This window comes from Herbaspirillum sp. GCM10030257, from assembly GCF_042666555.1.
Taxonomy (GTDB): domain Bacteria; phylum Pseudomonadota; class Gammaproteobacteria; order Burkholderiales; family Burkholderiaceae_D; genus Noviherbaspirillum.
The window spans coordinates 157,417-183,730 of the sequence record NZ_JBHTDH010000005.1; the positions used below are offsets into that span (position 1 = coordinate 157,417).

Sequence of the window (26,314 nt, forward strand, 5' to 3'; positions counted from 1 at the left end):
ACCGTTCAGGAGCTACGATGCTGATGTCATCTGTGCAATACCGCGAATCCCTGCGCCAGTACAAGCCAAAGGTTTTTCTCGATGGGCATCGCGTCGAATCGGTGGCGGATGAGCCGGCGTTTGCACCGGGCATCAATGCGCTTGGTGTGACCTACGACTATGCGCTGAAAGGAGAGTTTGCGCCGCTGATGCTGGCCACGCAGCACACCAGCGGCAAGCAGGTCAATCGCATGTTGCACATCAATACCAGCAGCGGCGATCTGCTCAACAAGCTGGAAGCGGTACGCCTGCTTTGCCAGGAAACCGGATGTGCGCAACGCTATCTCGCGCATGACGCCTTCAACGCGATTTATCAGGTCACTCACCGCATCGATGCCGATAAGGGCACCACGTATGGCCAGACTTTCCTGAATTATCTGCATGATGCGCAGGACAGGGACTTGTCGATTGGCATCGCCATGACCGACGCCAAGGGCGACCGCAGCAAGCGACCGCATCAGCAAGCCAATCCTGATACCTATGTGCATATCGTGGAGCGCAACGGTAAAGGTATCGTGATATCGGGCACCAAGGCTATCGTCACGGGTGCGCCGTACATGCATGAGTTCCTGGTCATGCCCTGCCGGAACATGAGCGAGGCCGATGCCGAGTTCGCTGTCTGCTGCGCGGTACCTTGCGACGCGCCTGGCCTGACACTGATTGCGCGGCCGGCGGGCCGTCCCGGTGAAAAGACGGCGCTGTTTTCCAGCAAGTTCGGCCAGTCGACTGCGGTGCTGGTCTTCGATCGGGTCTTCGTTCCCTGGGAGCGCGTGTTCTACGCGGGCGAGTGGGAACACTCGGCCTACATGACCTACAACTATGCGACGCACCATCGCCATAGCTGTATCGGTGCACGCGCCGGTTTTGGCGATTTGCTGATCGGTGCCGGCGCCTTGATGTGCGAGGCAAACGGTTTCGACCCCGGCAAGGAAACGCATCTGCGCGAGCAAATGGTGGAACTGATCAAGATCACCGAAGGCTTTTACGCCTGTGGGGTTGCCGCTTCGGTATATGCAACGCAGGATGCGGAGGCGAAAACCTTCGTACCGGATGCAGTGTTTTCCAATATCGGCAAGTTGCTGCTGGCAACGCAGATCTATGACATGCACCGCATTGCGCATTATGTGTCTGGCGGCCTGATCGTTACCTTGCCCGGACCGGATGAGGACCACAATCCGGAAACGGCCGCCAATCTCGCCGACGTGCTGCGCGCCAACCCCGATGTACCTTATGACAAGCGGATACAGGCCGCGCGATTTATCGAGGACCTGACAGCGTCGTACCAGGGCGGATGGTATTCGGTGATCAGCCTGCATGGCGGCGGATCGCCGGCGGCCATGAAGCAGGAGATTTACCGGAATTACCCGATCGGCAATAAAGTTGAGCTGGTGGAGAGACTGATGGAGCGCGGGATCGTTGATGATCCGCGCCGGCCTATCACGGCGAACAAGCAGCCGGGGAAGTGTTGCTCAACGGGTTGCACGGTGCCCGGTGCACCGGTGATGGTCGATTTGCCTGCGTCGGTAAAGAAACGAGAGGACTAACTTTGGTCGGTAAATAGACGAGCGTAAGGCTATAGCGCGGCTCCTTCCCCCTGGCAGGGGGAAGGCTGGGATGGGGGTTGAGTGTTTCAAGTATCTACTGACCTTTTAGTAGCCTGAAAATCGGCTGCGACGAGCAATTCAGATGACGGCTTTCTTTTGTTGCCATATCAACTGCGATGAACGGCATTGTCGTGTCCGCTCAGCATCCGCCGCAGCTCCTGCTTGCCTTCCCGCCGTTTGCGGCGCGATGCCTGATGTCCGCCATGCGCGCCGGCCTGACGCAGCTTGGCTGCGACTACCAGCGGATTCCGTGGCTTCAGTGTCTTGATCGTGATTTTCATGTTTATCCTCTTATTGATCGTGATGCTGCCGGGATGTTGCAGTGCTGTTCACCAAAACAAAAACCCCGGCGCACTTCCTTGCCGGGGTTTGTTGAAAGTGACCGGCTCGGGTCGGCGGTAACGCCGATGCCCCGAGCGATGCGCGGGGCTATGCGATATGCAGATTCGTGTCAGCCTGACGCGGCATGGGCGGTCCTTTCCTGAAAATGGGTGAATGAAATGTGAGCGCCGATTGTGCGGCAGGCATGCCGTGAATGTCAAAGGAATAGACAGTTCTTACAGCGATTCGTTGCGTGAGCGCCAAAAGTAACGCAACACAAAAAAGCAATGCAAAAAAAAGCCCGCGGACACAAGGTCAGCGGGCATAAATCCAACTCTTGGAGAGAGTGGAGGAGACTCTTTACAAATTACAGCAATGGCGGTCGGGCTTCGCGGCGACCGCCGGTCGCCGGCACTAGATCAGGCCGGCTTCGCGGGAATTACTCGCCTGCAGCGGCGCTCTTGCCTTTGGCAGCAGCTACAGCTTCCTGGCGTACCTGGTCGCGTGTCTTGGTCGATGCGACGTTGGTAAATTCAACAAATTCGCTGTTACGGTTGCTGGCGTACTGGCCTTGTGCATAAGCTTCTTCCAGTTCAGCGCGCACTTCAGCGCGTGTCTTGCCCGAAGCAACGTTCTTGTTGGTGAATTCGACGAATTCGGCGTTGTGAGCAACCTGACCGTTCGGGTTTGCCTGCTTCATTTCGGCAATGACTTCAGCGCGTGTCTTGGTCGATACGAAACCGCTGTGATCAACGTAGGGGTAGGTGCTATCGGCAAATGCAGAGCCGGCGGCGAAAACAGCAACAGCAGCAATCAGATTCTTGGCGTTCATTATATTCTCCACTAAATAAGGTTAATTGACTCCGGGCTCATTTGTTCTGAGTCCTTCGAGAGTCGCACTGCGTTGTGTGCTCATCGATGAAGCACAGTCTATCCGTCGCGCGATGGAAGAAAAACCACGTATGCCGCAATGCATCATTTCGGTTTCCGAAATAATCGTTTGCCTGCTTCTGCATTTTTCTTCCTCGCGCCTCTCCTTGAAATCTTTGAAATCTTGTGAAAATTACCAGCCGCCACCCAGCGAGCGGATCAGGGCGACCGTCGTCGTCGCCCGTGCGCCGCGCAGTTGCACGGCGCTGCGTTCGACGGTCGCAAGGTTACGCTGGGCATCCAGCACCTCGATATAGCTGGTGCGTCCCGCCGCATACAGCTTGTTGGCCAGATCCGCCGACCGGCGTGCCGACGCCAGCGCATCATCAATCGCTTCCGCCTGTCCTGACAGCGTGCGCAAGCCAACCAGGTTGTCTTCGACCTCGGCAAACGCGGTCAACACGCTTTGCCGGTATCCCGCCACCGATTCTTCCAGCGCCGCCTGGCTACGCACGATGTTGGCCTGGTTTCGACCACCATCGATGACCGGTAGCGACAGCAGCGCACCGATGATCCAGCTGCGACTGCTCCACTTGAACAAATCGGACAAATCTGCCGATTCGCTGCCGCCCGCGCCGGTCAGGCGCAGCGCAGGGAACATTGCCGATCGTGCCACGCCGATACGGGCATTCGATGCCATCATTGCGCGCTGGGCGGCAACGATATCCGGACGGCGTTCCAGCAGCGCGGATGGCAGGCCGGCGGGAATGCCGGGCAACGTGGATGCCGTCAGCAGCGGATTGGACTCCGCACCGAAGGCCGCAGCCGGTTTGCCAAGCAATACCGCCAGCGCATGTTCCAGTTGCGCGCGCTGCCGTTCCAGCGCAATCGTTTCCGAACGGATGGTCGACAACTCGGTCCTTGCGCGCACCACGTCGAGCTCACCGGCATCACCCAGGTCGTAACGACGCTGATTGATGCGGACATTCTCTTCCCGCAGACGCACCGTCTCGTTCAGGAACGACAGCTCCGCATCCGCCGCACGCAGGCGAAAATACGTTTGTGCCACATCGGCCTGCAGTGCCAGCAACACCGAGCGATACGTCGCTTCGCTGGCAGCAGCATCCGCCTGCGCGGCGCTCACGTTGTTGCTTACCCGTCCAAACAGGTCGACTTCATAACTTGCCGTCAGGCGTGCCTGCCAAGCAGTGGTCGCCGGCACCGGGGTACCTGCCGGCAGCCCAAGGGACACCGCCGAACTGCGCCCACGCTGCGGACCGAATTCCGCGTTCACCGTCGGCATGCGATCGGCTTCGGCAACGCCGGCAATTGCACGCGCCTGCTTCACGCGGGCCGCCGCCGCGGCGAGATTGGCATTGGCGACGGTAGCGTCATCGATCAACTTGTTAAGTGCCGTATCGTTGAAGGCCTTCCACCATTCGCCGCGCGGCTGCGCTTCGGCCGGCTGGGCCGGTTTCCAGCGCGCCGCTTCCGCGAAACTTGCTTCCTTGAAGCCGGATGGCATCTCGATGTCCGGCGCACGCAACTCCGGTGCCGCACAACCCGCCAGGATCATGGCCGCGAGCAATGGCGAGATCAGTCTTGGCAGAAAGGTCTTTGTCTTCATTTCATTCGTCGTCATCATCATTTACGCAACTCCCGTCGTAGCGGATTCAATGGCAGGCACTTTTCTTTCAAGGCGCTTTGCCAGATTGCGCAACAACACATAGAACACCGGCGTCAGGAACAAGCCGAACAGGGTTACGCCCAGCATGCCGGCGAACACCGCGACACCCATCGCATGGCGCATTTCCGCACCAGCACCGGAAGAGAACACCAGCGGCACGACGCCCATGATGAAAGCGATCGAGGTCATCAGGATCGGGCGCAGGCGCAGGCGGCAGGCTTCGAGCGCGGCTTGCACCACCGTCCGTCCGTGGTCTTCGAGTTCACGGGCAAACTCCACGATCAGGATCGCGTTCTTCGACGCAAGGCCGACCAGCACGAACAGCGCGATCTGCGTGAAGATGTTGTTGTCGCCACCAGTGAGCTTGACGCCCAGCAGCGCGCACAGGATCGACATCGGCACGATCAGGATGACCGCCAGCGGCAGCGTCCAGCTTTCGTATTGCGCAGCCAGCACCAGGAACACCAGCAGCACGCACAGCGGGAACACGAACACCATGGTATTGCCGGCCAAAATTTCCTGATAGGTCAGGTCGGTCCATTCATAGGTCACGCCCTTGGGCAGTACTTCCTTGGCAATCCGTTCCATCGCTGCCTGCGCTTGTCCGCTGGACACGCCGGGTGCCGCACCGCCATTGATGTCAGCCGACACATAAGCGTTGTAGCGCTGCACACGATCCGGACCATAGCTGTCCTTGACGCGCATCAGTGACGACAGTGGGATCATTTCGCCCTTGTTGTTGCGGACCTTCAGTTGCGCAATGTCTTCCGCATGCGAGCGATAGGGCGCATCTGCCTGCACCTTGACCTGATAGGTGCGGCCGAACTGGTTGAAGTCATTGACATACAGCGAACCGAGATTGATCTGCAACGTCTGGTAAATCGTTGCCAGCGGCACGCCCAGCTGCTTGGCCTTGGTGCGGTCGATGTCGGCGAACAATTGCGGCACATTGATCTGGAAGCTGGAGAACACGCCAGCCAGTTCCGGTGTCTGCCATGCCTTCGTCTGCAGTGCCTGCACGGCCTTGTACAACTCGTCATAACCAACGTTGCCACGGTCTTCGATCATCATCTTGAAGCCGCCGATAGTACCCAGTCCATTCACCGGTGGCGGCGGGAACACCATGATGAACGCGTCTTCGATACTGCCCAGCTTGGCATTGATCTGCTGCGCAATGGCGGCACCCGATTGCGATGCGGACTTGCGCTGGTCGAATTCATCCAGGCCGAAGAACACGATACCGGCGTTAGGCGCATTGGTGAAGCCGTTGATCGACAGTCCAGGGAAGGCGATCGAATCGCGCACGCCAGGCACCGACCTGGCGATGTCCGACATGCGGCGGATCACTTCATCGGTGCGGTCGAGCGAGGCCGCATCGGGTAGTTGCGCGAAACCCACCAGGTATTGCTTATCCTGACCGGGCACAAAGCCGCTCGGCACTGCCTTGAATACGAATACGGCGGCGATCGCAAGCACCGCATACACAATCAGGGCAGCGGCCTTGCGGTTCAGCACCGTTTTCACGCCGCCTTCATAGCGCTCCGACGCACGGCCGAAGACACGGTTGAACCAGCCAAAGAAGCGGCCGAACACCTTGTCCATGCCGCGTGTCAGCGCATCTTTCGGTGCATCATGCGGCTTGAGCAGCGCGGCGGCGAGCGCCGGCGACAGCGTCAGCGAGTTGAATGCGGAAATTACGGTCGAGATCGCAATCGTCAGCGCAAACTGGCGATAAAACTGACCCGACAGGCCGGACACAAAAGCGATGGGCACAAACACTGCGCACAGCACCAGCGCGATCGCAATGATCGGGCCGCTGACTTCCTTCATCGCCTGCACTGTCGCATCGCGGGGCGACAAGCCGGCATGGATGTTGCGCTCCACGTTTTCCACGACCACGATCGCATCGTCGACCACGATACCGATGGCCAGCACCAGTCCGAACAGTGACAAGGTATTGATCGAAAAGCCGAACATCAGCAATACCGCGAAGGTGCCCACGATGGAAACCGGTACCGCCACCAGCGGAATGATGGAGGCACGCCAGGTTTGCAGGAAAACGATCACCACCAGCACCACCAGTGCAATCGCTTCAAGCAGGGTGTGGATCACTGCCTTGATCGATTCGCGTACGAACTGCGTCGGGTCATACACGACGCTATATTCAACGCCTTCCGGGAAGTCATTCTTCAGTTCTTCCATCTTGGCGCGCACGTCAGACGACAATTGCAGCGCATTCGACTGCGGCGCTTCAAAAATCGCGATGGCCGCTGCGGATTTATTGTTGAGCAGTGAGCGCAGTGCATAGTCGGTAGAGCCCAGTTCAATCCGTGCCACATCTTTCAGCAAGGTGACCGAGCCGTCCTGACCTGTACGCACGATGATGTCGCCAAACTCCTGTTCCGATTGCAGGCGCCCCTGGGTATTCACGGTCAGCTGGAACTCGGCATTCTTCGAAGGCGAACCACCAATGACACCGGCCGCAACCTGCACGTTTTGTTCGCGGATGGCGGCTACCACGTCGCTCGCTGTCATGTTGCGGGCGGCGACCTTCTGCGGATCGAGCCAGACACGCATTGCGTAGTCACCAGCACCGAACAGCAGTGTTTCTCCCATGCCGGGAATCCGGGCCAGCTGGTCCTTGATGTTGAGCACCGCATAGTTGCGCAAGTAGACATCGTCATAGCGGCCGTTTGGTGAAGACAGGTGCACCACCATGGTCAGGTTGGGCGAACTCTTGGCCGTGGTGACGCCAATCTGGCGTACTTCTTCCGGCAAGCGCGGCAAGGCGCGTTGCACCCGGTTCTGTACCTGGGTTTCCGCCTGCTCGACGTTCGTGCCAATCTTGAAGGTCACGGTCAATGCCAGTGCGCCATCGGATGTCGCCTGCGAGGACATGTAGAGCATGTTTTCGACGCCGTTGATCGCTTCTTCCAGCGGACCGGCCACGGTTTCCGAAATAACTTTCGGATTCGCACCCGGATAGGCGGCGCGCACCACGACCGACGGTGGCACCACGTCGGGATATTCCGAGATCGGCAGCTTGAAGATGGCCAGTACGCCGGCCACGAAAATCAGGATCGACAGGACAGCGGCAAAAATCGGCCGGTCGACAAAAAATCTGGAGAAGTTCATGTTGTTTCTCTCTTGAGAGTCGCTATGTCGTCTTCCATCCGGCAATGCGAGGTCCTGGCATGGTGACTGCCATTGCGGGAGTGGAACTTGTACGGTTTAGCCGTGAGCCACCAATGACCGGAATAATCGAATCATCGGGATGCCGCAGGCCATCCAGCTTGCCGTCATCTGCATGACGGGCAGCCGGGGATATAAATCTTGCGGTTTGACTATGTGGACGAGTGACGGACGGTCAGGATTTCACTGGCACGGTGTCGTCTTTCTGCGCGGCCTTTTGCTCGCCCTTCTGTTCACCCTTGGCACGCTTGTCCGAATTGGTCACGGCAGCTTCCATCGGAACCGTCTGCGCGGTGACCGGTGCGCCGGGACGAACCCGCTGCAGGCCATTGACCACCACTTTTTCGCCGGGCTTTACGCCATCACGTACAACGCGCAGGCCATCGATGACCGGGCCTAGCGTAACCGGGCGATATTCCGCCTTGCCTTCCGCATTCACGACATACACGAACTTGCGGTTCTGGTCGGTGCCGACTGCACGATCCGAAATCAGCGCAGCCTTGGTATTTGCCGCGCCCCCGTTGCCGCTTGCCAGCTGTACGCGGGCAAACAAACCTGGCGCCAGTGCGTTGTCGGCGTTCTTGAAGGTGGCGCGCATACGCACACTGCCCGTCGCCGGATCGACGCGATTGTCGACGAACTCCAGCGTGCCTTCATGCGGGAAGCCTGTTTCGTTGGCGAGTCCAATACGCACCGTCACAGGCTTGCCGCTGCGTGACTGTGCGCCGACGCGCAGGAAGGTATCTTCATCGCCGTCGAAGCTGGCGTAGATCGGATTGTTCGACACGACAGAGGTCAGGACCACGCTGCCATCCACCAGATTGCCGGCAGTGACTTCCGCCTTGCTGACGCGGCCGTTGATCGGTGAGTGCACACGGGTAAATTCCAGGTTCAGCCTGGCCGCATCATATGCAGCCTGGGCGGCACGGGCATTGGCCTCCAGTTCTTTCACGCTGGATGCTTTTTCATCGGCTTCACGCTGTGCGATTGCCTTGTCGGCGACCAGTTTCTCGGCGCGCGCCAGTTCCAGTTTTGCCAGGTCGGCTTTCGCACGCGCCGCATGCGCGGCGGCTTCAGCGCGGCTGGCCTCGGCCTGGTAGGGACGCGGATCGATCACGAACAAGACGTCGCCCTTCTTTACTTCTGCGCCCGGCTTGAAATTGATGGAAGAAATGAAGCCCGCGACGCGCGGACGGATTTCGACGCGGTCTACGGCTTCCAGGCGACCAGAAAATTCCTGCGTTTCGATCACGGCTTTTTCGACCACTTCAGCAGCTGAAATCGGCGGGCCGCCGGCCGCTTGGGGTGCTTCCTGTGCTGCCGGCTGTCCACAACCGGACAAGGTAAAAGCGGCTGCAGCGCCGAGCGCGAGCAAGCCGGGCAGACGGCGCAAGCGAAGCAGTGAGGAAAAATGGAGATTCTGTTTCATGTTCTTATTCCTTTGAATCTGTAAACTTGTAAAAAGCCTGTGAAGCGATGAGCAGTGTCAACCCTCCCGTAACGGGAAGGTCAAGTGTTTTGTTGTGCGTTCAAGCCAGCGATAAACGCGGTGATTTCATCCAGCACATTTCCCTGGCGGGCACAGCAACATCGCGCGTCCGGTACGTCCAGCGCGATCGGTGGCAAGCGACGCATCGTCGTAGCGACCCCGGATGCCAGCAGCTTCGCGCCATATTGTTCGGCTTCATCGCGCAATGGATCGTCATCGGCCGACAGAATCAATGCCGGCGGCAAACCCTTGGTACGGCTTGACTGCAGCGGCGATGCATACGGATGTGCGCGGTCGATGGCATGCGGCAGATATCCGCGGTAGGACTGGGCGCAGGCATAGGCCGCTCCCATGCCGCCATTGGCTGCAGCAACCGTGCGCATCGAGCAGCTGCTGAGGCCGGGGTCCAGCATCGGCATCATCAGTATCTGTGCTGCCAGTGCGGGACCACCGCGGTCCCGTGCCATCAGCGTTGCCACCGCGGCCAGGTTGCCGCCGGCTTCGAGTCCGGCCACGATCAGGCGTGCTTGCTTCCAGCCCTTGCGTTTGCTGAAGCGGCCGGCCCAGGCGAGTACCGCATGCGCGTCTTCCGCGGCAGACGGGAAGGGCTTTTCACTGGCCAGCGTATAGCTTGATGCCAGCACGATATAACCGCTACGCGCGGCCAGCACACGCACGAAAATGTCCGACATTTCCAGCTCGTCCTTGACGAAGCCACCGCCCGGAAAATAGATGATCATGCCTTCCGCCGGCTTGCCGGCGGGCGTGTATAGCCGCGCATCGAGTTCGCGGTGTTCGCCTTTGATGGCTTGCGCTCGCATCTTGACGTCGGCGATTTCCCGTTTCAGACTGTCCGGCATATCGTCTTCGCGCTGTTCCTGTACCATGGCGTCCTCTGCATTGCAGCTTTTGCTGTCCATGGGCCGGACTATAGCTTTGTTCTGCAATCCGGATAAAGAGCTATGATCTGAATTGACTGTTCGTAATTCTGAACAATAAAAGTCATCCTCCTGTCACAAACCGGGGCGATGATTCGTCATCATCATGAAAACAACTATGCGGGGCGCGCTCGTCGATCCGACGGCTTCCCGTTTCCGACCATTTGAGGGAGATCCCCCATGGATAAACTGCAGGCAATGGAAGTGTTTGTACAGGTTGTCGATGCCGGTGGGTTCACTCGCGCCGCCGAGAACATGCAGTTACCAAAAGCCACCGTATCGACCCTGATCCGTAATCTGGAGTCGGAACTTGCGGTCAAGCTGCTCAACCGCACAACCCGCCATGTCAGCGTAACCGCGGATGGCGCGGCCTACTATGAACGCTGCCTGAGCATACTGGCCGATGTGAAAGATGCTGAAGAATCCCTGTCGCGGACAAGGGCAAGTCCGAGCGGACGATTACGTGTCGATGTGCCGACCGGCATGGGACGCGGCATCATCATTCCTGCTCTGCCGCAATTCTTTGAGCGCTATCCCGACATCGAACTGGAAATCGGCTGCAGTGACCGCCTGGTCGAGCTGGTTGAAGAGGGGATCGATTGCGCGGTGCGCGGGGGAGAGCTGGCCGATTCGAACCTGATCGCACGCCGCGTGGGCGTCATGCATTTCATCACCGTCGCAGCACCGGGCTATCTCGCGCGCCACGGCCGTCCGCAACATCCGAACGATTTGCTGCAGCATCGCTGCATCAATTATTTTTCATCGAAGACCGGCAAGATTTACGAGTGGGATTTTGCACGTGAAGGCGAGCGCTTCCAGATCCGCGTGCCGGGTCGTGTCGCGGTCAATGATGCCGATGCATATATCGCGGCAAGCCTGTCGGGGATGGGAATAGCGCAGATGTCGCTGTTCGCTGCGCAGCCGATGCTGCTGTCAGGACAGATGGAAATGGTCCTGGAAGACTGGTGCGTCGATCCGGTTCCCGTGCACGTCGTTTATCCGCAGAACCGGCATTTATCTGCCAAGGTCAGGGTATTCGTGGAATGGATTGCAGAGCTGTTTTCCGCCCATGACGCCTTGCGTGGCGACGGTAAACGTTGCCCGGCGATGCTTGGCACGATCAAGGCAAAAGCCTTGCCGGCACCTGCCGGAGCGGTGCCTCTCCCCATATCGCTGGAGATGCAACCGCTCGCGGACAGTTTGTAGCTGGCTTATACCAATCCCGACCCGTAGCGTAACAGATGAAATCGATGGATTTTTTTGACTGGCAAGGCGCATGAGAAGTCAATAGCCTTGCTATTGACGACGATTGCAACGCAGCCAGGCGGAAAAAGACGCGATTTCATGTTGCGTTATGGGCCGGGATTGGTATTAAGCCGCAGCCATTTGTGTGCCGGCGGCGGCACGTTTCTTTGCACCTTCTGCCTTGTTGCGCAGCCGCGACGGCGGCAGGCGGCGCAGGGTGCGCAGCGACTGCAGGTCATGGATCACGATGGCGCGCTGGTCCACCGAGATCAGGCCGATGGCGTTGAACGCCGAGAAGGTACGGCTGACGGTTTCCAGTGTCAGGCCAAGGTAGTTGCCGATTTCCTGGCGTGTCATGCGCAGGTTGAACTGGCTGCCGGAGTAGCCCATTTCGGCAAAGCGCTCGGACAGGAATACCAGGAAGCGGGCGACGCGTGCTTCGGCGCTCAGCGAACCGAGTGTGCCGACCATCGCCTGTTCACGCACCAGTTCACGGCTCATTACGCCGTAGATTGCGGCTTCGAGTTCGGCATGGGTACGGCCCAGTGTCGAGAATGTCTTGAACGGAACCAGGATCACGTCGCAGTTGGTCAGGGCAACAGTTTCGGTCGAATACTGTTTGCGGTGGATGCCATCGATGCCGAACATGTCGCCCTTCATCGGGAAGCCCAGCACTTGCTCGTTGCCGAGTTCGTCAATCATCACGGTCTTCAGGAAGCCCGAATTCACGATGTACAGCATGTCGAAAGGTTGGCCGATCGTGTGGATGCGCTGGCCCGCCTTGAACTGCATATGCTGGAACTGGAAATCATCGTTGCTCAGGCGCACCGAGATGCGCAGCAGGTCACAGACTTCTTTCAGGCTGGACCACAGTTTGGCCTGACGCTGCCAGGAAGCGCCCGACGGAGACGGAGTTGCCAGGGAAACGGTATTGGAACGTAGATCGGTCATATGCGAGGTCAACATTGCTATACCTTTTTGAAATAGTTGGTGGTTGTTCTTCGTCACAAAAACACTTTGCGACGCGGCAATCAGTGGTTGAGATTATGTCCATTCAACTGACTGCTGGAAATCAGCGAGAGGATGATTAGCAATGTCGGCACTCGGACTGCGGTAGTCGGATTATTCCTACACGGCCGTTAACACATTGTTACCGCATGGAATAAAGAGAGGAAAAGGGACGGGAAAGCGCGTCGATGAAAGCGACGGTTTGGAGTTGATTTAAAAGGACATTTTGAGAAAACGCAGCTCTGTGGTTCGCAGTTACGCTTTGTTACTCCCTGTTGTTTTCAGGCATTATCGTTGCCAGACGTATTCGGTTGCTTATGCTGCTTCGCAACCTTGATAATCGCATTTCGAATGCCGGCGAGAACTGTCACCGCATTAAACGGCTTGACGATGAAGCCATGCACACCCCATTCGACCGCACGCTGCAGGAACGACGGCTCCATCTTTCCGGAGACGAGAAAGATGAGCGCTTTCGGCAATCCATTGCGCAGCGTATCAAGCCTGGCGAAGCCTTCATCATCCGGTGTGTCAATATCGATGCAAACCAGTTGCGGCTGCAACTTGATCATGTTCGCCAGTCCTGCCGAACTGGTATTGGAACCTCCCACGACGTTATGTCCTCCATTGACCAGCACGCTGGTAAGCAGGTTGCGGGAAATGGCATTGGCATCGATGACGACTACTTTCAGCATCGCTCGGATTCCTTATCGTAGCTGGGCGGCAATGCACATTATAAGGAGTATCGTATGGCCGTTGCGCCTTGATTGCTGTCGGGCGCAGGGCGATCGCACGTCACGATGGAAAGCATTGATGTGGATTCGACTCTTGCCTTTTTGGCATAGAATGAACTGATCCGCCTATGTTCAAACACCCGAGGATGCCGTCATGTTCAAGAAATTGATTTTGCCCCTGCTATTGCTTGGCGCTGCCACGCCGGTGTTCGCGCAAACCGGATCTTCCGTGGACCCTGCTTCGTGCCCGAGCATCCTCAACCAGACCTTCAATCGCCTTCAGGACGAGGCGCCACAAAACCTCTGCAAATACGCTGGCCAGGTCGTGCTTGTGGTCAACACCGCCAGCTACTGTGGCTTCACCAGCCAATATGAGGGACTGGAAAAGCTTTACGCCAAATACCAGCCCAAGGGACTGACGGTCCTCGGGTTTCCCTCCAATGACTTTGGCGGCCAGGAGCCGGGCGACAGCAAGCAGATCGCAGATTTTTGCTACAACACCTATGGCGTCAAGTTCCCGATGTTTTCCAAGACTTCGGTCACTGGCAAGGAGGCCAACCCCTTGCATGCGCAACTGGCGAAAACCACCGGTACGACGCCGAAGTGGAATTTTTATAAATACCTGATCGACCGCAGCGGAAAGGTGGTCGGCAGCTATTCCAGCCGTGTGACACCGACCGACCGCCAACTCACTGCTGATATCGAAAAGGCGCTCGCGCAAAAAATGTGAGCGTTGGAAGTTCGCCGGCCAACACCGGTGACAGCTGCGCTGGCCGGTATCCGTTAAATCGCAATGGACTGGTCATGCCCCGGAAGTTGATAAAAAACGAATTGCCAGAACTATCATGCGCTGTATGATGAGAACAGGGACGGCAATAAATTTTTATCGCACAACACACAACAAGGGGCAAGCATGTATCAAAGAATACTGGTCGCCTATAACGGCACGCCGGAGAGCCGGCTCGCACTGCAGGAATGCATTCGTCTGTCGCCCGGCCCTGCCGCGCAAATCCATCTGCTTGCTGTCGTGACGCCGGTGCCGATCGTTCTGGCGGGCGAGTTCGTCGCCGCAGTGCCCACCATGGACGAGGAACTGGCCGAGCGCGATGCAATGGCGCAGGTGCTGGAGTCGGGACGGAAGTTGCTGGCCGAGGCAGGATTGAGTGTGACGCCGCATCTGGAGGTCGGCGAACCAATCACCGTAATCAGCGATCTGGTCAACCGCTCCGGCATCGAACTGGTCATCGTCGGGCATTCGCGACACAAACCGTTTGCAATGCGCTGGTGGCGCGGCTCGATGGATGCGGTGCTGGTGGATAAGGTCCGCTGCAGCGTGCTGGTCGCCGGCGAATCGAGGCAAGGCTAAGACTTGCGGCCATCATGCGGCAGGTGGTTGCCCGCCGCAGATGATCACTGATCGCTTAGAGAAAGCGGTCGAGGAGTTTTTTGCTCGCCTTGTCGAGTGCCTCGGTGTTGCGCAGCAGGTATTGCACGCCGTGGCTGTCGGCGATCAGCAAGGTCGATTCGGCGACGCGGCGGATATCCTCTTCGCCTTTCAACACAAAACGCGCGACGCCGCGATCCGTCTCCACTTCCCAGGTGCTCGGCACGGCAAAGGTGGACACGTCGCGGATGCGCTTGATCACAGGCAGGAATTCGCGACTCTTCAACTCTTCTTCCAGCAATTCCCGCACCGGTCCCGGCAGATCCGCCAGCCGATCGATCCATGCCAGTTCATGGCCATCGATATCGACCAGCGCAATGCCCTCATCCGGCGCGCCGATCGGGAAGGCCCGCACTGGTACCACGCCTTCATGCACGCCTTCCGGTGAGGTGAATACCAGCTTGCCGAAGGCATTGCGGCTCAAAGTAAAGTTGCTCATGCAATGTCCTCGCTCAACGCGGCAACCGCATTATTTTCAGCCTGACGCTGCTGCGCCTGGTAGAGCCTGAAGTAGGCGCCGCCGCGCGCCAGCAGTTCTTCATGCTTGCCGACTTCGACGATCTGTCCCTTGTCCAGCACCACCAGGCGATCCGCCTGGCGCAGCGTCGACAGCCGGTGTGCGATCGCAATCGTGGTGCGGCCACGCACCAGGTTGTCCAGCGCCTTCTGGATCTCTTTTTCGGTCGTGGTGTCGACCGACGAAGTCGCCTCATCAAGGATCAGCAATTGCGGATCGATCAGCAGCGCGCGGGCAATGGAAATCCGCTGGCGTTCGCCGCCGGATAAGGTCTGGCCCCGCTCACCGACCATGGAGTCATAGCCATGCGGCAGGCGCAGGATGAACTCATGCGCATTCGCCGCACGTGCCGCCGCCATGATTTCGGCGCGCGTCGCATTTGGCTTGCCGTAGGCGATGTTGTCGGCGATGGTGCCAAAGAACAGGAAAGGTTCCTGCAACACCAGGCCGATATGGCGACGATACTCGGCCACCGGCAGCGAGCGGATATCGACACCGTCGACCATGATCGCGCCTTCCGACACGTCGTAGAAGCGGCAGATCAGATTGACCAGCGTGCTTTTGCCCGAGCCGCTGTGGCCGACCAGACCGATCATTTCGCCCGGCTTGATCGACAGGTCGACGCCACGCAGCACCGCCCGGTTGCCGTAACGGAAACCGATATCCTTGATGTCGATGCGGCCTTCAATGCGCTGCAGGTGAACCGGGTTGGTTGCTTCCGGCACACTTGACACGTGATCAAGGATGTCAAAAATGCGCTTGGCGCCGGCTGCCGCTTTCTGCGTAACCGAGACGATACGGCTCATCGAATCGAGACGGGTATAGAAGCGGCCTATATAAGCGAGGAAGGCGGTCAGCACACCGACTGTGATCAAGCCCTGCGACACTTGCCAGATGCCGACCGCCCAGACGATCAGCAAGCCGATCTCGGTTAGAAAGGTCACAGTCGGCGAGAACAGCGACCACACCTTGTTGACGCGGTCGTTGATGACGAGGTTGTGTTTGTTGGCTTCACGGAAACGCGCGGCTTCGCGTTTTTCCTGGGCAAATGCCTTCACCACACGAATGCCGGGAATGGTATCGGCCAATACATTGGTGACCTCGCCCCAGACCCGGTCGATTTTTTCAAAGCCATGCCGCAGCTTGTCGCGCACCACATGGATCATCCATGCGATGAAGGGCAGCGGCAACAGCGTGACCAGGGCCAGCCAAGGGTTGATCGATACCAGGATGATCGCAGTCATCGTGATCATCAGCACATCGGTGGCGAAATCGAGCAGGTGCAGCGACAGGAATACACAGATGCGGTCGGTTTCCGATCCGATGCGCGCCATCAGGTCACCGGTGCGTCGTCCGCCGAAATACTCCAGCGACAGGCGCATCAGGTGTTCATAGGTCGAGGTACGCAGGTCCGCCCCAATGCGTTCGCTGACCAGCGCCAGAATATAGGTCCGTGCCCAGCCAAGGATCCACGCAAACAGCGCTGCGCCGAACAGGCCGGACAGATAGAGCGTCACTAGGCCCGTATCGATGGACTTGCCGTTCTGATAAGGGATCAGCACATTATCCATCAGTGGCATCGACAGGTAAGGCGGCACCAGTGTTGCGGCTGTGGAAGCCAAGGTCAGCAGGAAGCCCAGCAGCAGCTGGCCCTTATAGGGTTTGGCGAAACGCCAGAGCCGAAACAGTGTCCAAGTTGAAGGTGGCGTATGAATTTCGCGCGTGCAGACAGGACAGTCTTCCTGGTCTGCGGGAATCGGTGCCTTGCAGCTGGCGCACATCGCCTGCTCAGGCTCTAGCAATACAACGCCGCTGACTTGCGCATCGCGTTGCTGCTCGAACTGGCTGATCACTCGCAGCGCATCGGGATTGTGTCCCAACGTATAGCGCCAGCATGCCAGTCGTTGCTGATCGTCGTGCAATTCCAGCGTGCCGACACCGGCATGGTCATGATGCGCTAGTGCCAGGTGTTGACGAAATGGCCATTCCTGCCACGCGCTTTCGCGTGTTGCCCTGGCAAGCAGGCGACGGTTGGTGACCACGACAATGCCGGATGAAAAACGCAATTGCGGGTCAAGGTCGAGTTCAACGCTGGCCACCGCGGTTTCGCCGGGCTGTAGCTGGCTATCCGTATCGTGCTGCCAACTGGCCGGAACGGCGCTGCGGACGGGCAGCACCGGAAGGGATTCTGTGTTCATTCAAGCTCTGAAAGGGCAAACAGGAAGAAGTTTTTGTTTGCAGTATGTAAATTTACCGGTGCAGATTGCATAAAATTGCGCTCGGGAATGGTGCCAATGCGGCATCAATGTCGCACTAATGTGGCGCCAAGTATACCGAGAGGCGATAATGTTGTTTCGCAGGATGTGATCCCAAGCGATAATTTTTTCGTGGTTTCAGTAAACTAACGACTGCGAAAAGCGTTATTCACGCACCGGCCGTAAAAGAGACAGTACAAAAATTATCGAATTCACCATAAAAAACGGCCTTTACCCTTTAGCCTCACGTATTAAATGAACAAAAAAACCATTGAGATCATCAATGTGATGTCTCTGCGCGGACCCAGCATATGGACGTATCGTCCCGTTATCGAGGCGTGGGTCGATATCGGCGATCTCGAAGATTCTCCCTCCAACACCATCCCCGGTTTCTATGAGCGCCTGACCGCATGGCTGCCGGGCCTGATCGAGCACCGCTGCGGTATTGGCGAGCGTGGCGGTTTCCTGCTGCGCCTGCGTGACGGCACTTGGCCGGCGCACATCATGGAACACGTGATGATCGAATTGCAAAACCTGGCCGGCGTCCAGACCGGGTTTGGCAAGGCGCGCGAAACCTCGAAGCGCGGCGTCTACAAGGTCGCCGTGCGCGCCCGCTACGAAGAGGTCAGCCGTGCCGCCCTGGTCGCCGCCCGTGACCTCGTCATGGCAGCCATCGAGGACAAGCCTTACGATGTCAGCGGTACCGTCAAGAACCTGAGCGAACTGGCGGAGTCGGTCGCGCTCGGCCCCAGCACCGCCAGCATCGTCGATACCGCCGGCGAACGCCGTATTCCCGCCTTGCGCCTGAACGACGGTAACCTGGTGCAACTTGGCTACGGGCATCGCTCCCGCCGCATCTGGACTGCTGAAACCGATCAGACCAGCGCCATCGCGGAAAGCATTTCCAGCGACAAGGATCTCACCAAGAGCCTGCTGTCGTCCTGTGGCGTGCCGATTCCTGAAGGTCGTCTGGTCAGCAGCCCGGACGACGCCTGGGACGCTGCCGAAGACATCGGCATTCCGGTCGTCGTCAAACCCTCCGACGGCAATCATGGTCGCGGCGTTTCAACCGACCTCAATACCCGCGACGACGTGATCGCGGCGTTCCATCTGGCCGACAAGGAAGGCAGCGGGGTTATCGTCGAGCGCTTCATTCGCGGCGACGAGCACCGCCTGCTCATCGTCGGTGGCAAGCTGGTCGCCGCCGCCAAAGGCGAAATCGCCACTGTCACCGGTGATGGCGTATCCAACGTGACCGAGCTCATCAATTCCCAACTCAACACCGACCCGCGTCGCGGCGAAAGCGAAGAGTTTCCGCTCAACGTCATTACCTACGAGGAAGAGCCGACCGTGCTGCTGGTGCTGGAGCGCCAGGGTCTCGGACCCGATTCCGTGCCGGAAGCCGGCAAGACCGTACTGATCCAGCGCCATGGCAACGTCGCCTTCGACATCACCGACGAAGTGCACCCGCAGGTCGCTGCTGCCGCATCGCTGGCTGCCCGCATCGTTGGCCTCGATATTGCCGGTGTCGACCTGGTCGCCCAGGATATTTCCCGGCCACTCGAAGAGCAGGGCGGCGCCATCGTCGAAGTCAATGCCGGCCCTGGCCTGCTGATGCACTTGAAACCCGCGAGCGGCAAGCCGCGCCCGGTCGGTCAGGCGATTGTCGACCACCTGTTCCCGGAACAGGTGAACGGTCGCATCCCGCTGGTGGGCGTCACCGGAAGCCGTGGCAAAACCATGGTCACGCGCCTGATCGGGCGCATGCTGCAACTGCACGGTCCGAATGCGGCGGTGGCTTGCAGCGACGGCCTGTTCCTCGGTCAGCGCCGGATGGACAAGAACGATTGCGCCAACTGGCAGGCCGCACATCGGGTACTGATGAACCGTGCGGTCGAAGCTGCGGTGATTGAACACGGCTTCCGCTCGATCCTCACCGAAGGCATTGCCTATGACCGTTGCCAGGTCGGTGTCGTTACCAACATCGATGCCGACGCCAGCTTGCCTGACCTGTATATCGATGACGCCGACCAGGTGTTCAATGTTGCGCGTACCCAGGTCGATATCGTGCTGCCCGATGGCGTCGCGGTCCTCAACGGCGCCGACGAGCGGGTCGCGCGCATGGCCGAGCTATGCGACGGCGACGTGATTTTCTTCAGCGTCTCACCGGACAACGATGTGGTCGCGCAGCATCGTGCGCAAGGCGGCCGTGCCGTCTATCTGCGCGATGGCCAGGTGATTCTCGCCAACGGCGCACATGAAACCTTACTGGTAAAGATGTCCGCGATCGGCATTTCCAATCTGGACAAGCGTGCCTATGTCGTCGAAAACGTGCTGGCAGCGGTAGCCGCCGGATGGGCACTGGGTATCGCATCGGATGTGATTCTCGCTGCAGCGGAAACCTTTGATTACGGTGCTTGAGCAACATGCCATGTGCCGTAACCTTGCCGAACTGTCGGTGAGGGTATGACGCCCCTCGGGGCCAACCATGATCATGCAAAAACAGCCAGGCCGGATGCACGCAAATCAGCGAGCTCCGGCTGGCAACCAAGGAAATACTGATGGAAATTTCGCGTATCCGCGCACTGCGCGGGCCCAACCTGTGGAGTCGGCATACTTCGATCGAAGCGATCGTGTCGTGCGAAGAAATTGAGCGCGACATCGCCAACCTGCCGAAGTTTGAGCCGAAACTGCGCGCACGCTTCCCTGAAATCAAGTTTCTCGAACCGGCCAGTCCACTGCATCCGTGTTCGCTCGCGCATGCGCTTGAAGCCGCCGCACTCGGCCTGCAGGCACAGGCCGGATGTCCGGTTACCTTCAGCCGTGCGGTGCAGACCGTGGAGCCTGGCATCTACCAGGTGATATTTGAATACACCGAAGAAGCCGTCGGCCGCCTCGCGCTCGAACTGGCAGAAGCGCTGTGCCGCAGCGCACTGGACGATACTCCGTTCGATCTCGAAGGCGCACTGGCGCGCTTGCGTGAGCTGGACGAAGACATCCGTCTAGGCCCGAGCACCGGTGCCATTGTGCAGGCTGCGGTTGCACGCGGCATCCCTTATCGCCGCCTGACCGAAGGCAGCATGGTCCAGTTTGGCTGGGGAAGCCACCAGCGCCGTATCCAGGCCGCCGAGACCAGCCGCACCAGCGCGATTGCGGAGTCGATTGCGCAGGACAAGGAATTGACCAAGATGCTGCTCAATGCCGCCGGCGTACCGGTGCCGCATGGTCGCTCGGTAACCGACGCCGAAGACGCGTGGAAAGCCGCCTGCGAAATCGACGGCCCGGTCGTGCTCAAGCCACGTGACGGCAATCAGGGCAAAGGCGTCGCCGTCAATATTCGTACTCGCGAAGAAGTGATCGCCGCGTTCAACGTTGCCTATGGCATCAGCACCGATGTCATCGTCGAGCGTTACATTACCGGCCACGATTACCGGTTGCTGGTAGTCGGCGACCAGCTGGTTGCAGCGGCTCGCCGCGCACCGCCGCAGGTAATCGGCGACGGCAAGCACACCATCGGCCAGCTGATCGACGAAGTGAACAAGGACCCGCGTCGTGGTGACGGTCATGCGACCTCGCTGACCAAGATCCGCCTCGACGATATCGCCCGTGCAACACTGTCCAAGCAGGGGTATACCACTGAAAGCGTACCGCCCAAGGGCGAGCTGGTGGTGTTGCGCAATAACGCCAACCTCAGTACCGGCGGCACTGCTACCGACGTAACCGAGGACGTGCATCCCGAAATGGCGGCGCGTGCGGTCGAAGCGGCGCAAATGGTCGGTCTCGACATTTGCGGCGTCGATGTCGTGTGCGAAAGCGTGCTTAAGCCGCTCGAAGAGCAGGGCGGCGGCATCGTCGAAGTCAATGCGGCGCCCGGACTGCGCATGCATCTGCAACCGTCGTTCGGCAAAGGCCGGCCAGTCGGTGAAGCCATCATTTCCACGATGTTCAAGGAAGGTGACGATGGCCGCATTCCGGTGGTGGCCGTGGCCGGCACCAACGGCAAGACCACAACCGTCAAACTGACCGCGCATATCCTCACCACCAACCGCTATCGCGTCGGCATGACCGGTACCGATGGCGTCTATATCAGCGGCCAGCGCATCGACACCGGCGACTGCAGCGGACCGCGCAGTGCGCGCAACGTGCTGATGCATCCCGACGTCGATGCCGCGGTGTTTGAAACAGCCCGCGGCGGCGTGCTGCGCGAAGGCCTCGGTTTCGACCGCTGCAATGTCGCGGTCGTCACGAATATTGGCGAAGGCGACCACCTCGGTCTCAACTTCATTACGACGGTCGAAGACCTCGCCGTCGTCAAGCGCGTCATCGTGCAAAACGTCGCCCCCACCGGCACTGCGGTGTTGAACGCGGCCGATCCGATGGTGGCCAACATGGCGGCGGTATGTCCGGGATCGATCACTTACTTTGCCAAGGATGTGCATCACCCGGTGATGACCGCGCATCGGGCGCAGGGGCGCCGTGTCCTGTTCGTCGAAAATAATGCGATCGTTGCCGCCGAAGGCAAGCGCGTCCACAAGATTGCACTGAGCGAAATTCCGCTGACCGCCAATGGCACCATCGGCTTTCAGGTCGAGAACGCGATGGCGGCGATCGGTGCAGCATGGGGACTTGGCATCGACTGGAAGGTCATCGAGGCCGGCCTCAAGTCCTTTGTCAGCGATGCGCAGAGTGCGCCGGGACGCTTCAATCTGTTTTCCTACAAAGGCGCGACGCTGATCGCTGACTATGGCCATAACCCGGATGCGATCCAGGCGCTGGTCAATGCCATCGATACCATGCCGGCCAAGAAGCGTTCGGTCGTCATCAGTGGTGCCGGCGACCGGCGTGACATTGATATCCGTCGCCAGACGGAAATCCTCGGTGACGCCTTCGACAGCGTGGTGCTGTACGAAGACCAGTGCCAGCGCGGACGGGAAGATGGCGAGGTGATCAAGCTGCTGCGTGACGGACTGGTCAATGCCAAGCGTGCCAAGGAAGTGCGGGAAATCCGTGGCGAATTCGTTGCCATCGACACCGCACTGGAAAGCCTGTCGGAAGGTGATCTTTGCCTGATCCTGATTGACCAGGTGGACGAAGCGCTTGCCTATATCGGGAAACGTGCTACTGCATAAGTTGTCACGTAATTTGATACGCAGGTTTTGTGAGCTAAATATGGAAATTCAGTGCTGTTGCGATGTCCGCGCAGGATGTCGCAACAGCGCCTGTCTTTAGTTCAGGTTTTTTTCCTCTCAGGGCACCGGTTGCAGCCGGATCAACTGGCCATTGTCATGATCGGTCAGCACATACAGCAAGCCATCCGGCCCTTCACGCACATCACGGATGCGTTGCGTCACATCCTGCAATAGCTTTTCTTCTTTCACCACCTTGTCGCCCTGCAGCACCAGCCTTGCGAGGTACTGGAGCTTGAGCGCACCGACGAAAAGGTTGCCCTGCCATTCCTTGCCGTAGCGGTCGCTGCGCAGGAAAACCATCCCGGATGGGGCGATGGAGGGATTCCAGTAATACACCGGTTGCTCCATGCCTTCCTTCTCGTTCAAACCTTCGCCGATCTTGCCGCCACCGTAATCGAGTCCCCAACTGATGACGGGCCAGCCATAATTCTTGCCGGCTTCGGGACGATTGACTTCATCCCCGCCTTGCGCGGCATGCTCATGGATCCAGAGCCGGCCATCCGGGCCGAGCGCCGCGCCCTGCGAATTGCGATGACCGTAACTCCATATCTCGGGCAATGCCCCTGCCTTGCCGACAAATGGATTATTTTTCGGTACTGAACCGTCCTTGTTGATGCGTACCACCTTGCCATGATGGTTGTCCAGTGTTTGCGCATCGTCCTTGCGCTTGTAGCGGTCGCCCAGAGTCAGGAAAAGCGTACCGTCCTTCGCTTCGACGATACGACAGCCGAAATGCGCATCGCTCCGCGTTTTCGGCTTCTGGCTGAACACCACCTTGACCTGCTCCAGTTTTTTTCCGTCATCGGACAGGCGTGCCGACGCGAGTGCGGTCGAGTTGCCGCCACCTGATTTCGCCGGCTCCGCATAGCAGAAATAGATGATGCGATTTTGCGAAAATCCGCTGTCGGTCTGCACATCGAGCAAGCCACCCTGACCGCCGACATCGACCTCGGGAAGCCCCGCAATGGGCGGACCGGCCTTGCCATTGGACTCGATCAGGCGCATTCGGCCCGGACGTTCGGTAACCAGCATGCGACCTTGGCCGATGAACGCCAATCCCCAGGGATGTTCAAGCTTGTCGGTCAGCACTTCAGGTTTGACACCGGCGGCGTGTGCGCCGGTAAGGCAAGACAACAGGAATGCGCCGGTCAACAACCATGGCCGGGCATTACGTCGGTTCGGCATGATGAAACTCCCCTTGTACAGTCGGCTCGGTCGGTGCAGTCAATACAGCGGACCGATGTGATACGCGGAGCAGGGCGTAAACTGCCAAGGCCATGTACCCGCACATCGGCATTATCTGGATTTTTTGTCCTGGGATTTTTCCGCATTTCTGCGGTCCACTCCCGGCGTGGCGTCGTCCATTTTTGGATCGACTTGTTTCGGCGGTGTTACGATCGCCTCTGGATCCGTCTTGGGCGGCACAACTACCATACCGGAATTCGACGGCGCCTTCATTGATTTATCCGGCAATGTGCTCATGCCCGGATCAGCCGGTGTGCGAATCGAAGGATCAGACCGGCCGCTGCCGGTCTGGGCAAGGGATGCCGCCGATGCCAGGGCGGCGACCACTGCAACAAGCATGGTTTTCATCGATGACATCTCCTTGAGCGTGGATGGTGGGCGGATTGCCCGGTGGTCGTGGTGACGATGTTGGCTCTACCTGCTCCGATTACCACCAGACTAAGCCTGCTTTCCGGATTGTTCCTGCGGCGAATTGAGCGGCGCAGCAGCGGCGGTTTCGTCGGTGACGCCTTCGCGCGGTTCACCCTGCGCAGTCATTTCCTGCTGCAGGGCGAGCATTTCGCGGCCGAGTTCTTCGCGCTTGTCGCCATCGATCATTCTCAGCACTGCGGGAAAAAGCTTTTCCTCTTCTTCCTCGTGATGGTGTTCCGTCTGCTCCTTCAGCACCTTGAATTTGGCCTCAAATTCCTTCTCGGCCGGATCCATTTCCAACAGGTCCGCCAGCAGGCGCTTCAATGAAAGATGCTCTTCCAGCGATTCCAGGAGATCATCCTCGGTGCGCGCCGCATTGACCGCCGGATAGAAAATCTCTTCCTCGGATTTGATATGGACTGTCAGCTTATCCGCCGCCTTGGCAAACAGCGATTGCCTGTTTGTATCGTCGCTTTCCTTGACCTGCTTGAGAAGATCTTCCATTTCCCTGTGCTGGGCGGTCAGCATTCTTACTGCATCGGTTTGTTGTTCGATCATGCTCTGGCGCTCCAAAAATGTTTTTTCAACAAGGTTAGAGACCAAGGGCATCAACTGGTTCAGGCGCTGACCGGAAGGAACGTGACGGTGCGCAAACATCATGGCTCAACGCAAAAATCTTGCCGCGCTTAAAATGTGTGCTCTGCATGGGACAAGGAAACAGCATGATTGAACGCAAACCGCTCGACACCTTCGCGATTATGGTGATGCTGGCGCTCTGCGTGCTATGGGGTATGCAACAGGTAGCAGTCAAAGTAGCGGCGCCGGACATGGGGCCTGTCATGCAGATTGGCGTGCGTTCTGTGATCGCGGCGTTGATGGTTGCCGCCCTGATGCTGGTGCGCCGCGACAAGCTGTCGCTCAGGGACGGCACGCTGCTTCCAGGCATCGGCGCCGGCGTGCTTTTCGCTACGGAATTCCTTTGTGTTGCGCTGGGATTGCAGTACACCACCGCATCGCATATGTCGGTCTTTCTCTATACCGCACCGATCTTCACCGTGCTCGGCCTGCACTGGTCGATCGCGGGCGAGCGCCTGGCACCGATGCAATGGGCCGGTGTGCTGGCGGCATTTGCCGGAATCGCCGTGGCTTTTTCCAATGGCTTCGTTGCGCAGGGACGTGACTGGTGGCATGTACTGATCGGCGACGCGCTCGGCGTGCTGGGCGGGATATTCTGGGCGGCGACCACGGTGCTGATCCGCCGTTCGGCCCTGTCCGAGGCGCCGGCGGCTACTACGCTGTTGTATCAGTTGGGTAGCTGCGGCGTCATCCTCGTTGTGATCGGGCTGGCAGTCGGACAGGGCACCGGCATTACGCTGAGCGGCACGGTGCTCGGCAGCCTGTTTTTTCAGGCAGTGATCGTGGCCTTCCTCAGCTACCTGGTGTGGTTCTGGATGTTGCGAAAATATTTGGCGTCACGCCTGTCGGTCTTCGCCTTCCTCACGCCCTTGTTCGGCGTTGGTTTCGGCATGCTGTTTTTGCATGATCCTATCGACCTGCGCTTTGCTGTTGGCGCGGTGCTGGTGATGCTGGGTGTCGTGATGGTCAACATGCGGTAGTGTCAAGTGCCGGTCGGCCATGTGGCTGCTGCATCGCCGTGGTTGAAAATTCCTATGGCACTTTTGCTGCGATGTAGAACCTAAGTTGACTGGCGCGATGTGCGCCTTGCCTGATAGGAGTTTTGCCATGTTCTTCCGTTTGGGACGACTGTTCCGCACCGTTGGTCGTGAAATCATTGTCCTATGGTACGCCTGCCGCAACCCGGCAACGCCCTTGCATCTGAAGATTGGTGCCCTGTTGTTGGGCTTGTACGTGCTCAGTCCGATAGACATGGTGCCCGACTGGCTTGTCTTTCTTGGCTGGGCCGATGATGTGACCTTGCTTGCACTCGGCATTCCCGCGTTGCTACGCCTGGTCCCGGCCCACGCACTGCAACAGGCACATATCGCCACCGATCGCCTGATGTCGCGCGTGTCGCCATTGCGCTCCGGAGGCCGCCAGCGATAATGGCAATTCGTCACGCGATATTGACGAAATAACTACGCAATAACAACGGCGCGAAGAGCCTGCAA

Annotated in this window: 21 protein-coding genes; 8 read left to right on the forward strand and 13 right to left on the reverse strand. The window is 58.7% G+C overall.

Translation table 11 applies throughout. The features are described from left to right. The first annotated feature begins 17 nt into the window (after positions 1 to 17). Positions 18 to 1,583, forward strand: a complete 1,566-nt coding sequence (locus ACFQUU_RS09670; protein WP_382246146.1) for a 4-hydroxyphenylacetate 3-hydroxylase family protein — start codon at positions 18 to 20, stop codon at positions 1,581 to 1,583. 167 nt (positions 1,584 to 1,750) lie between these two features. Here the strand turns inward: ACFQUU_RS09670 and ACFQUU_RS09675 are convergent, their stop codons facing one another. The 6 genes from ACFQUU_RS09675 to ACFQUU_RS09700 all read right to left on the reverse strand — a co-directional run bounded on the left by ACFQUU_RS09675 (position 1,751) and on the right by ACFQUU_RS09700 (position 10,122). Next, positions 1,751 to 1,924: a hypothetical protein gene (locus ACFQUU_RS09675; RefSeq protein WP_382246148.1), complete on the reverse strand. Its 174-nt coding sequence runs from the start codon at positions 1,922 to 1,924 to the stop codon at positions 1,751 to 1,753. A gap of 479 nt (positions 1,925 to 2,403) precedes the next feature. Next, entirely contained in the window at positions 2,404 to 2,796 is a 393-nt protein-coding gene (locus ACFQUU_RS09680; RefSeq protein WP_382246151.1) for a DUF4148 domain-containing protein, read from the reverse strand. 231 nt (positions 2,797 to 3,027) lie between these two features. Further along, a complete protein-coding gene (locus ACFQUU_RS09685; protein ID WP_382246154.1) occupies positions 3,028 to 4,482 on the reverse strand; it encodes an efflux transporter outer membrane subunit in 1,455 nt (484 codons plus the stop codon). Further along, positions 4,483 to 7,656 carry an efflux RND transporter permease subunit gene (locus tag ACFQUU_RS09690; protein WP_382246157.1) on the reverse strand — a complete coding sequence of 1,058 codons (3,174 nt, stop codon included), beginning with the start codon at positions 7,654 to 7,656 and terminating at the stop codon, positions 4,483 to 4,485. A gap of 232 nt (positions 7,657 to 7,888) precedes the next feature. Further along, entirely contained in the window at positions 7,889 to 9,142 is a 1,254-nt protein-coding gene (locus tag ACFQUU_RS09695; RefSeq protein WP_382246160.1) for an efflux RND transporter periplasmic adaptor subunit, read from the reverse strand. 80 nt (positions 9,143 to 9,222) lie between these two features. Next, positions 9,223 to 10,122: an alpha/beta hydrolase gene (locus tag ACFQUU_RS09700; RefSeq protein ID WP_382246163.1), complete on the reverse strand. Its 900-nt coding sequence runs from the start codon at positions 10,120 to 10,122 to the stop codon at positions 9,223 to 9,225. A 198-nt stretch (positions 10,123 to 10,320) separates the two neighbouring features. On the opposite strand from ACFQUU_RS09700, the gene ACFQUU_RS09705 reads away from it, so the two are divergent. After that, positions 10,321 to 11,346 carry a LysR family transcriptional regulator gene (locus ACFQUU_RS09705; protein ID WP_382246166.1) on the forward strand — a complete coding sequence of 342 codons (1,026 nt, stop codon included), beginning with the start codon at positions 10,321 to 10,323 and terminating at the stop codon, positions 11,344 to 11,346. A gap of 165 nt (positions 11,347 to 11,511) precedes the next feature. Here ACFQUU_RS09705 and ACFQUU_RS09710 read toward each other — a convergent pair whose 3' ends face one another. Further along, complete coding sequence (locus ACFQUU_RS09710) at positions 11,512 to 12,336, reverse strand: Crp/Fnr family transcriptional regulator (protein ID WP_382246710.1); 825 nt, start codon at positions 12,334 to 12,336, stop codon at positions 11,512 to 11,514. A gap of 338 nt (positions 12,337 to 12,674) precedes the next feature. Then, positions 12,675 to 13,085 carry an ANTAR domain-containing response regulator gene (locus ACFQUU_RS09715; protein WP_382246169.1) on the reverse strand — a complete coding sequence of 137 codons (411 nt, stop codon included), beginning with the start codon at positions 13,083 to 13,085 and terminating at the stop codon, positions 12,675 to 12,677. A 193-nt stretch (positions 13,086 to 13,278) separates the two neighbouring features. On the opposite strand from ACFQUU_RS09715, the gene ACFQUU_RS09720 reads away from it, so the two are divergent. Further along, a complete protein-coding gene (locus tag ACFQUU_RS09720) occupies positions 13,279 to 13,854 on the forward strand; it encodes a glutathione peroxidase (RefSeq protein WP_382246172.1) in 576 nt (191 codons plus the stop codon). Positions 13,855 to 14,037: 183 nt separating this feature from the next. Further along, positions 14,038 to 14,490 (forward strand): universal stress protein, encoded by a 453-nt coding sequence (locus ACFQUU_RS09725; protein ID WP_382246175.1) that lies wholly within the window; start codon positions 14,038 to 14,040, stop codon positions 14,488 to 14,490. Positions 14,491 to 14,545: 55 nt separating this feature from the next. Here the strand turns inward: ACFQUU_RS09725 and ACFQUU_RS09730 are convergent, their stop codons facing one another. Together ACFQUU_RS09730 and ACFQUU_RS09735 are read right to left on the reverse strand one after the other, a co-directional pair. Continuing rightward, positions 14,546 to 15,007, reverse strand: coding sequence for a DUF1854 domain-containing protein (locus ACFQUU_RS09730; RefSeq protein ID WP_382246178.1), 462 nt, complete (start codon positions 15,005 to 15,007; stop codon positions 14,546 to 14,548). Continuing rightward, positions 15,004 to 17,283: an ABC transporter ATP-binding protein gene (locus ACFQUU_RS09735; RefSeq protein ID WP_382246181.1), complete on the reverse strand. Its 2,280-nt coding sequence runs from the start codon at positions 17,281 to 17,283 to the stop codon at positions 15,004 to 15,006. Before ACFQUU_RS09735 ends, ACFQUU_RS09730 begins: the two co-directional genes overlap by 4 nt. A 312-nt stretch (positions 17,284 to 17,595) precedes the next feature. Between ACFQUU_RS09735 and cphA (ACFQUU_RS09740) the strand changes: the two genes are divergently transcribed. Together cphA (ACFQUU_RS09740) and cphA (ACFQUU_RS09745) are read left to right on the forward strand one after the other, a co-directional pair. Continuing rightward, on the forward strand, positions 17,596 to 19,761 hold the full coding sequence (gene cphA, locus ACFQUU_RS09740; RefSeq protein WP_382246184.1) for a cyanophycin synthetase: 2,166 nt from the start codon (positions 17,596 to 17,598) through the stop codon (positions 19,759 to 19,761). Positions 19,762 to 19,901: 140 nt separating this feature from the next. Further along, a complete protein-coding gene (gene cphA / locus ACFQUU_RS09745; protein WP_382246187.1) occupies positions 19,902 to 22,469 on the forward strand; it encodes a cyanophycin synthetase in 2,568 nt (855 codons plus the stop codon). A 117-nt stretch (positions 22,470 to 22,586) separates the two neighbouring features. Here cphA (ACFQUU_RS09745) and ACFQUU_RS09750 read toward each other — a convergent pair whose 3' ends face one another. From ACFQUU_RS09750 to ACFQUU_RS09760, 3 genes are all read right to left on the reverse strand, one after another. After that, on the reverse strand, positions 22,587 to 23,714 hold the full coding sequence (locus tag ACFQUU_RS09750; protein WP_382246189.1) for a PQQ-dependent sugar dehydrogenase: 1,128 nt from the start codon (positions 23,712 to 23,714) through the stop codon (positions 22,587 to 22,589). A 111-nt stretch (positions 23,715 to 23,825) separates the two neighbouring features. Continuing rightward, the gene (locus ACFQUU_RS09755; protein WP_382246192.1) at positions 23,826 to 24,122 is read right to left on the reverse strand and encodes a hypothetical protein; all 297 of its coding nucleotides are present in this window, start codon (positions 24,120 to 24,122) and stop codon (positions 23,826 to 23,828) included. Positions 24,123 to 24,212: 90 nt separating this feature from the next. Further along, the gene (locus tag ACFQUU_RS09760; protein ID WP_382246195.1) at positions 24,213 to 24,743 is read right to left on the reverse strand and encodes a hemerythrin domain-containing protein; all 531 of its coding nucleotides are present in this window, start codon (positions 24,741 to 24,743) and stop codon (positions 24,213 to 24,215) included. Positions 24,744 to 24,907: 164 nt separating this feature from the next. Here ACFQUU_RS09760 and ACFQUU_RS09765 point away from each other — a divergent pair, with 164 nt between their 5' ends. Continuing rightward, the gene (locus ACFQUU_RS09765) at positions 24,908 to 25,801 is read left to right on the forward strand and encodes a DMT family transporter (RefSeq protein ID WP_382246198.1); all 894 of its coding nucleotides are present in this window, start codon (positions 24,908 to 24,910) and stop codon (positions 25,799 to 25,801) included. 127 nt (positions 25,802 to 25,928) lie between these two features. Beyond that, positions 25,929 to 26,249 (forward strand): YkvA family protein, encoded by a 321-nt coding sequence (locus ACFQUU_RS09770; protein WP_382246201.1) that lies wholly within the window; start codon positions 25,929 to 25,931, stop codon positions 26,247 to 26,249. Positions 26,250 to 26,314 lie beyond the last annotated feature (65 nt).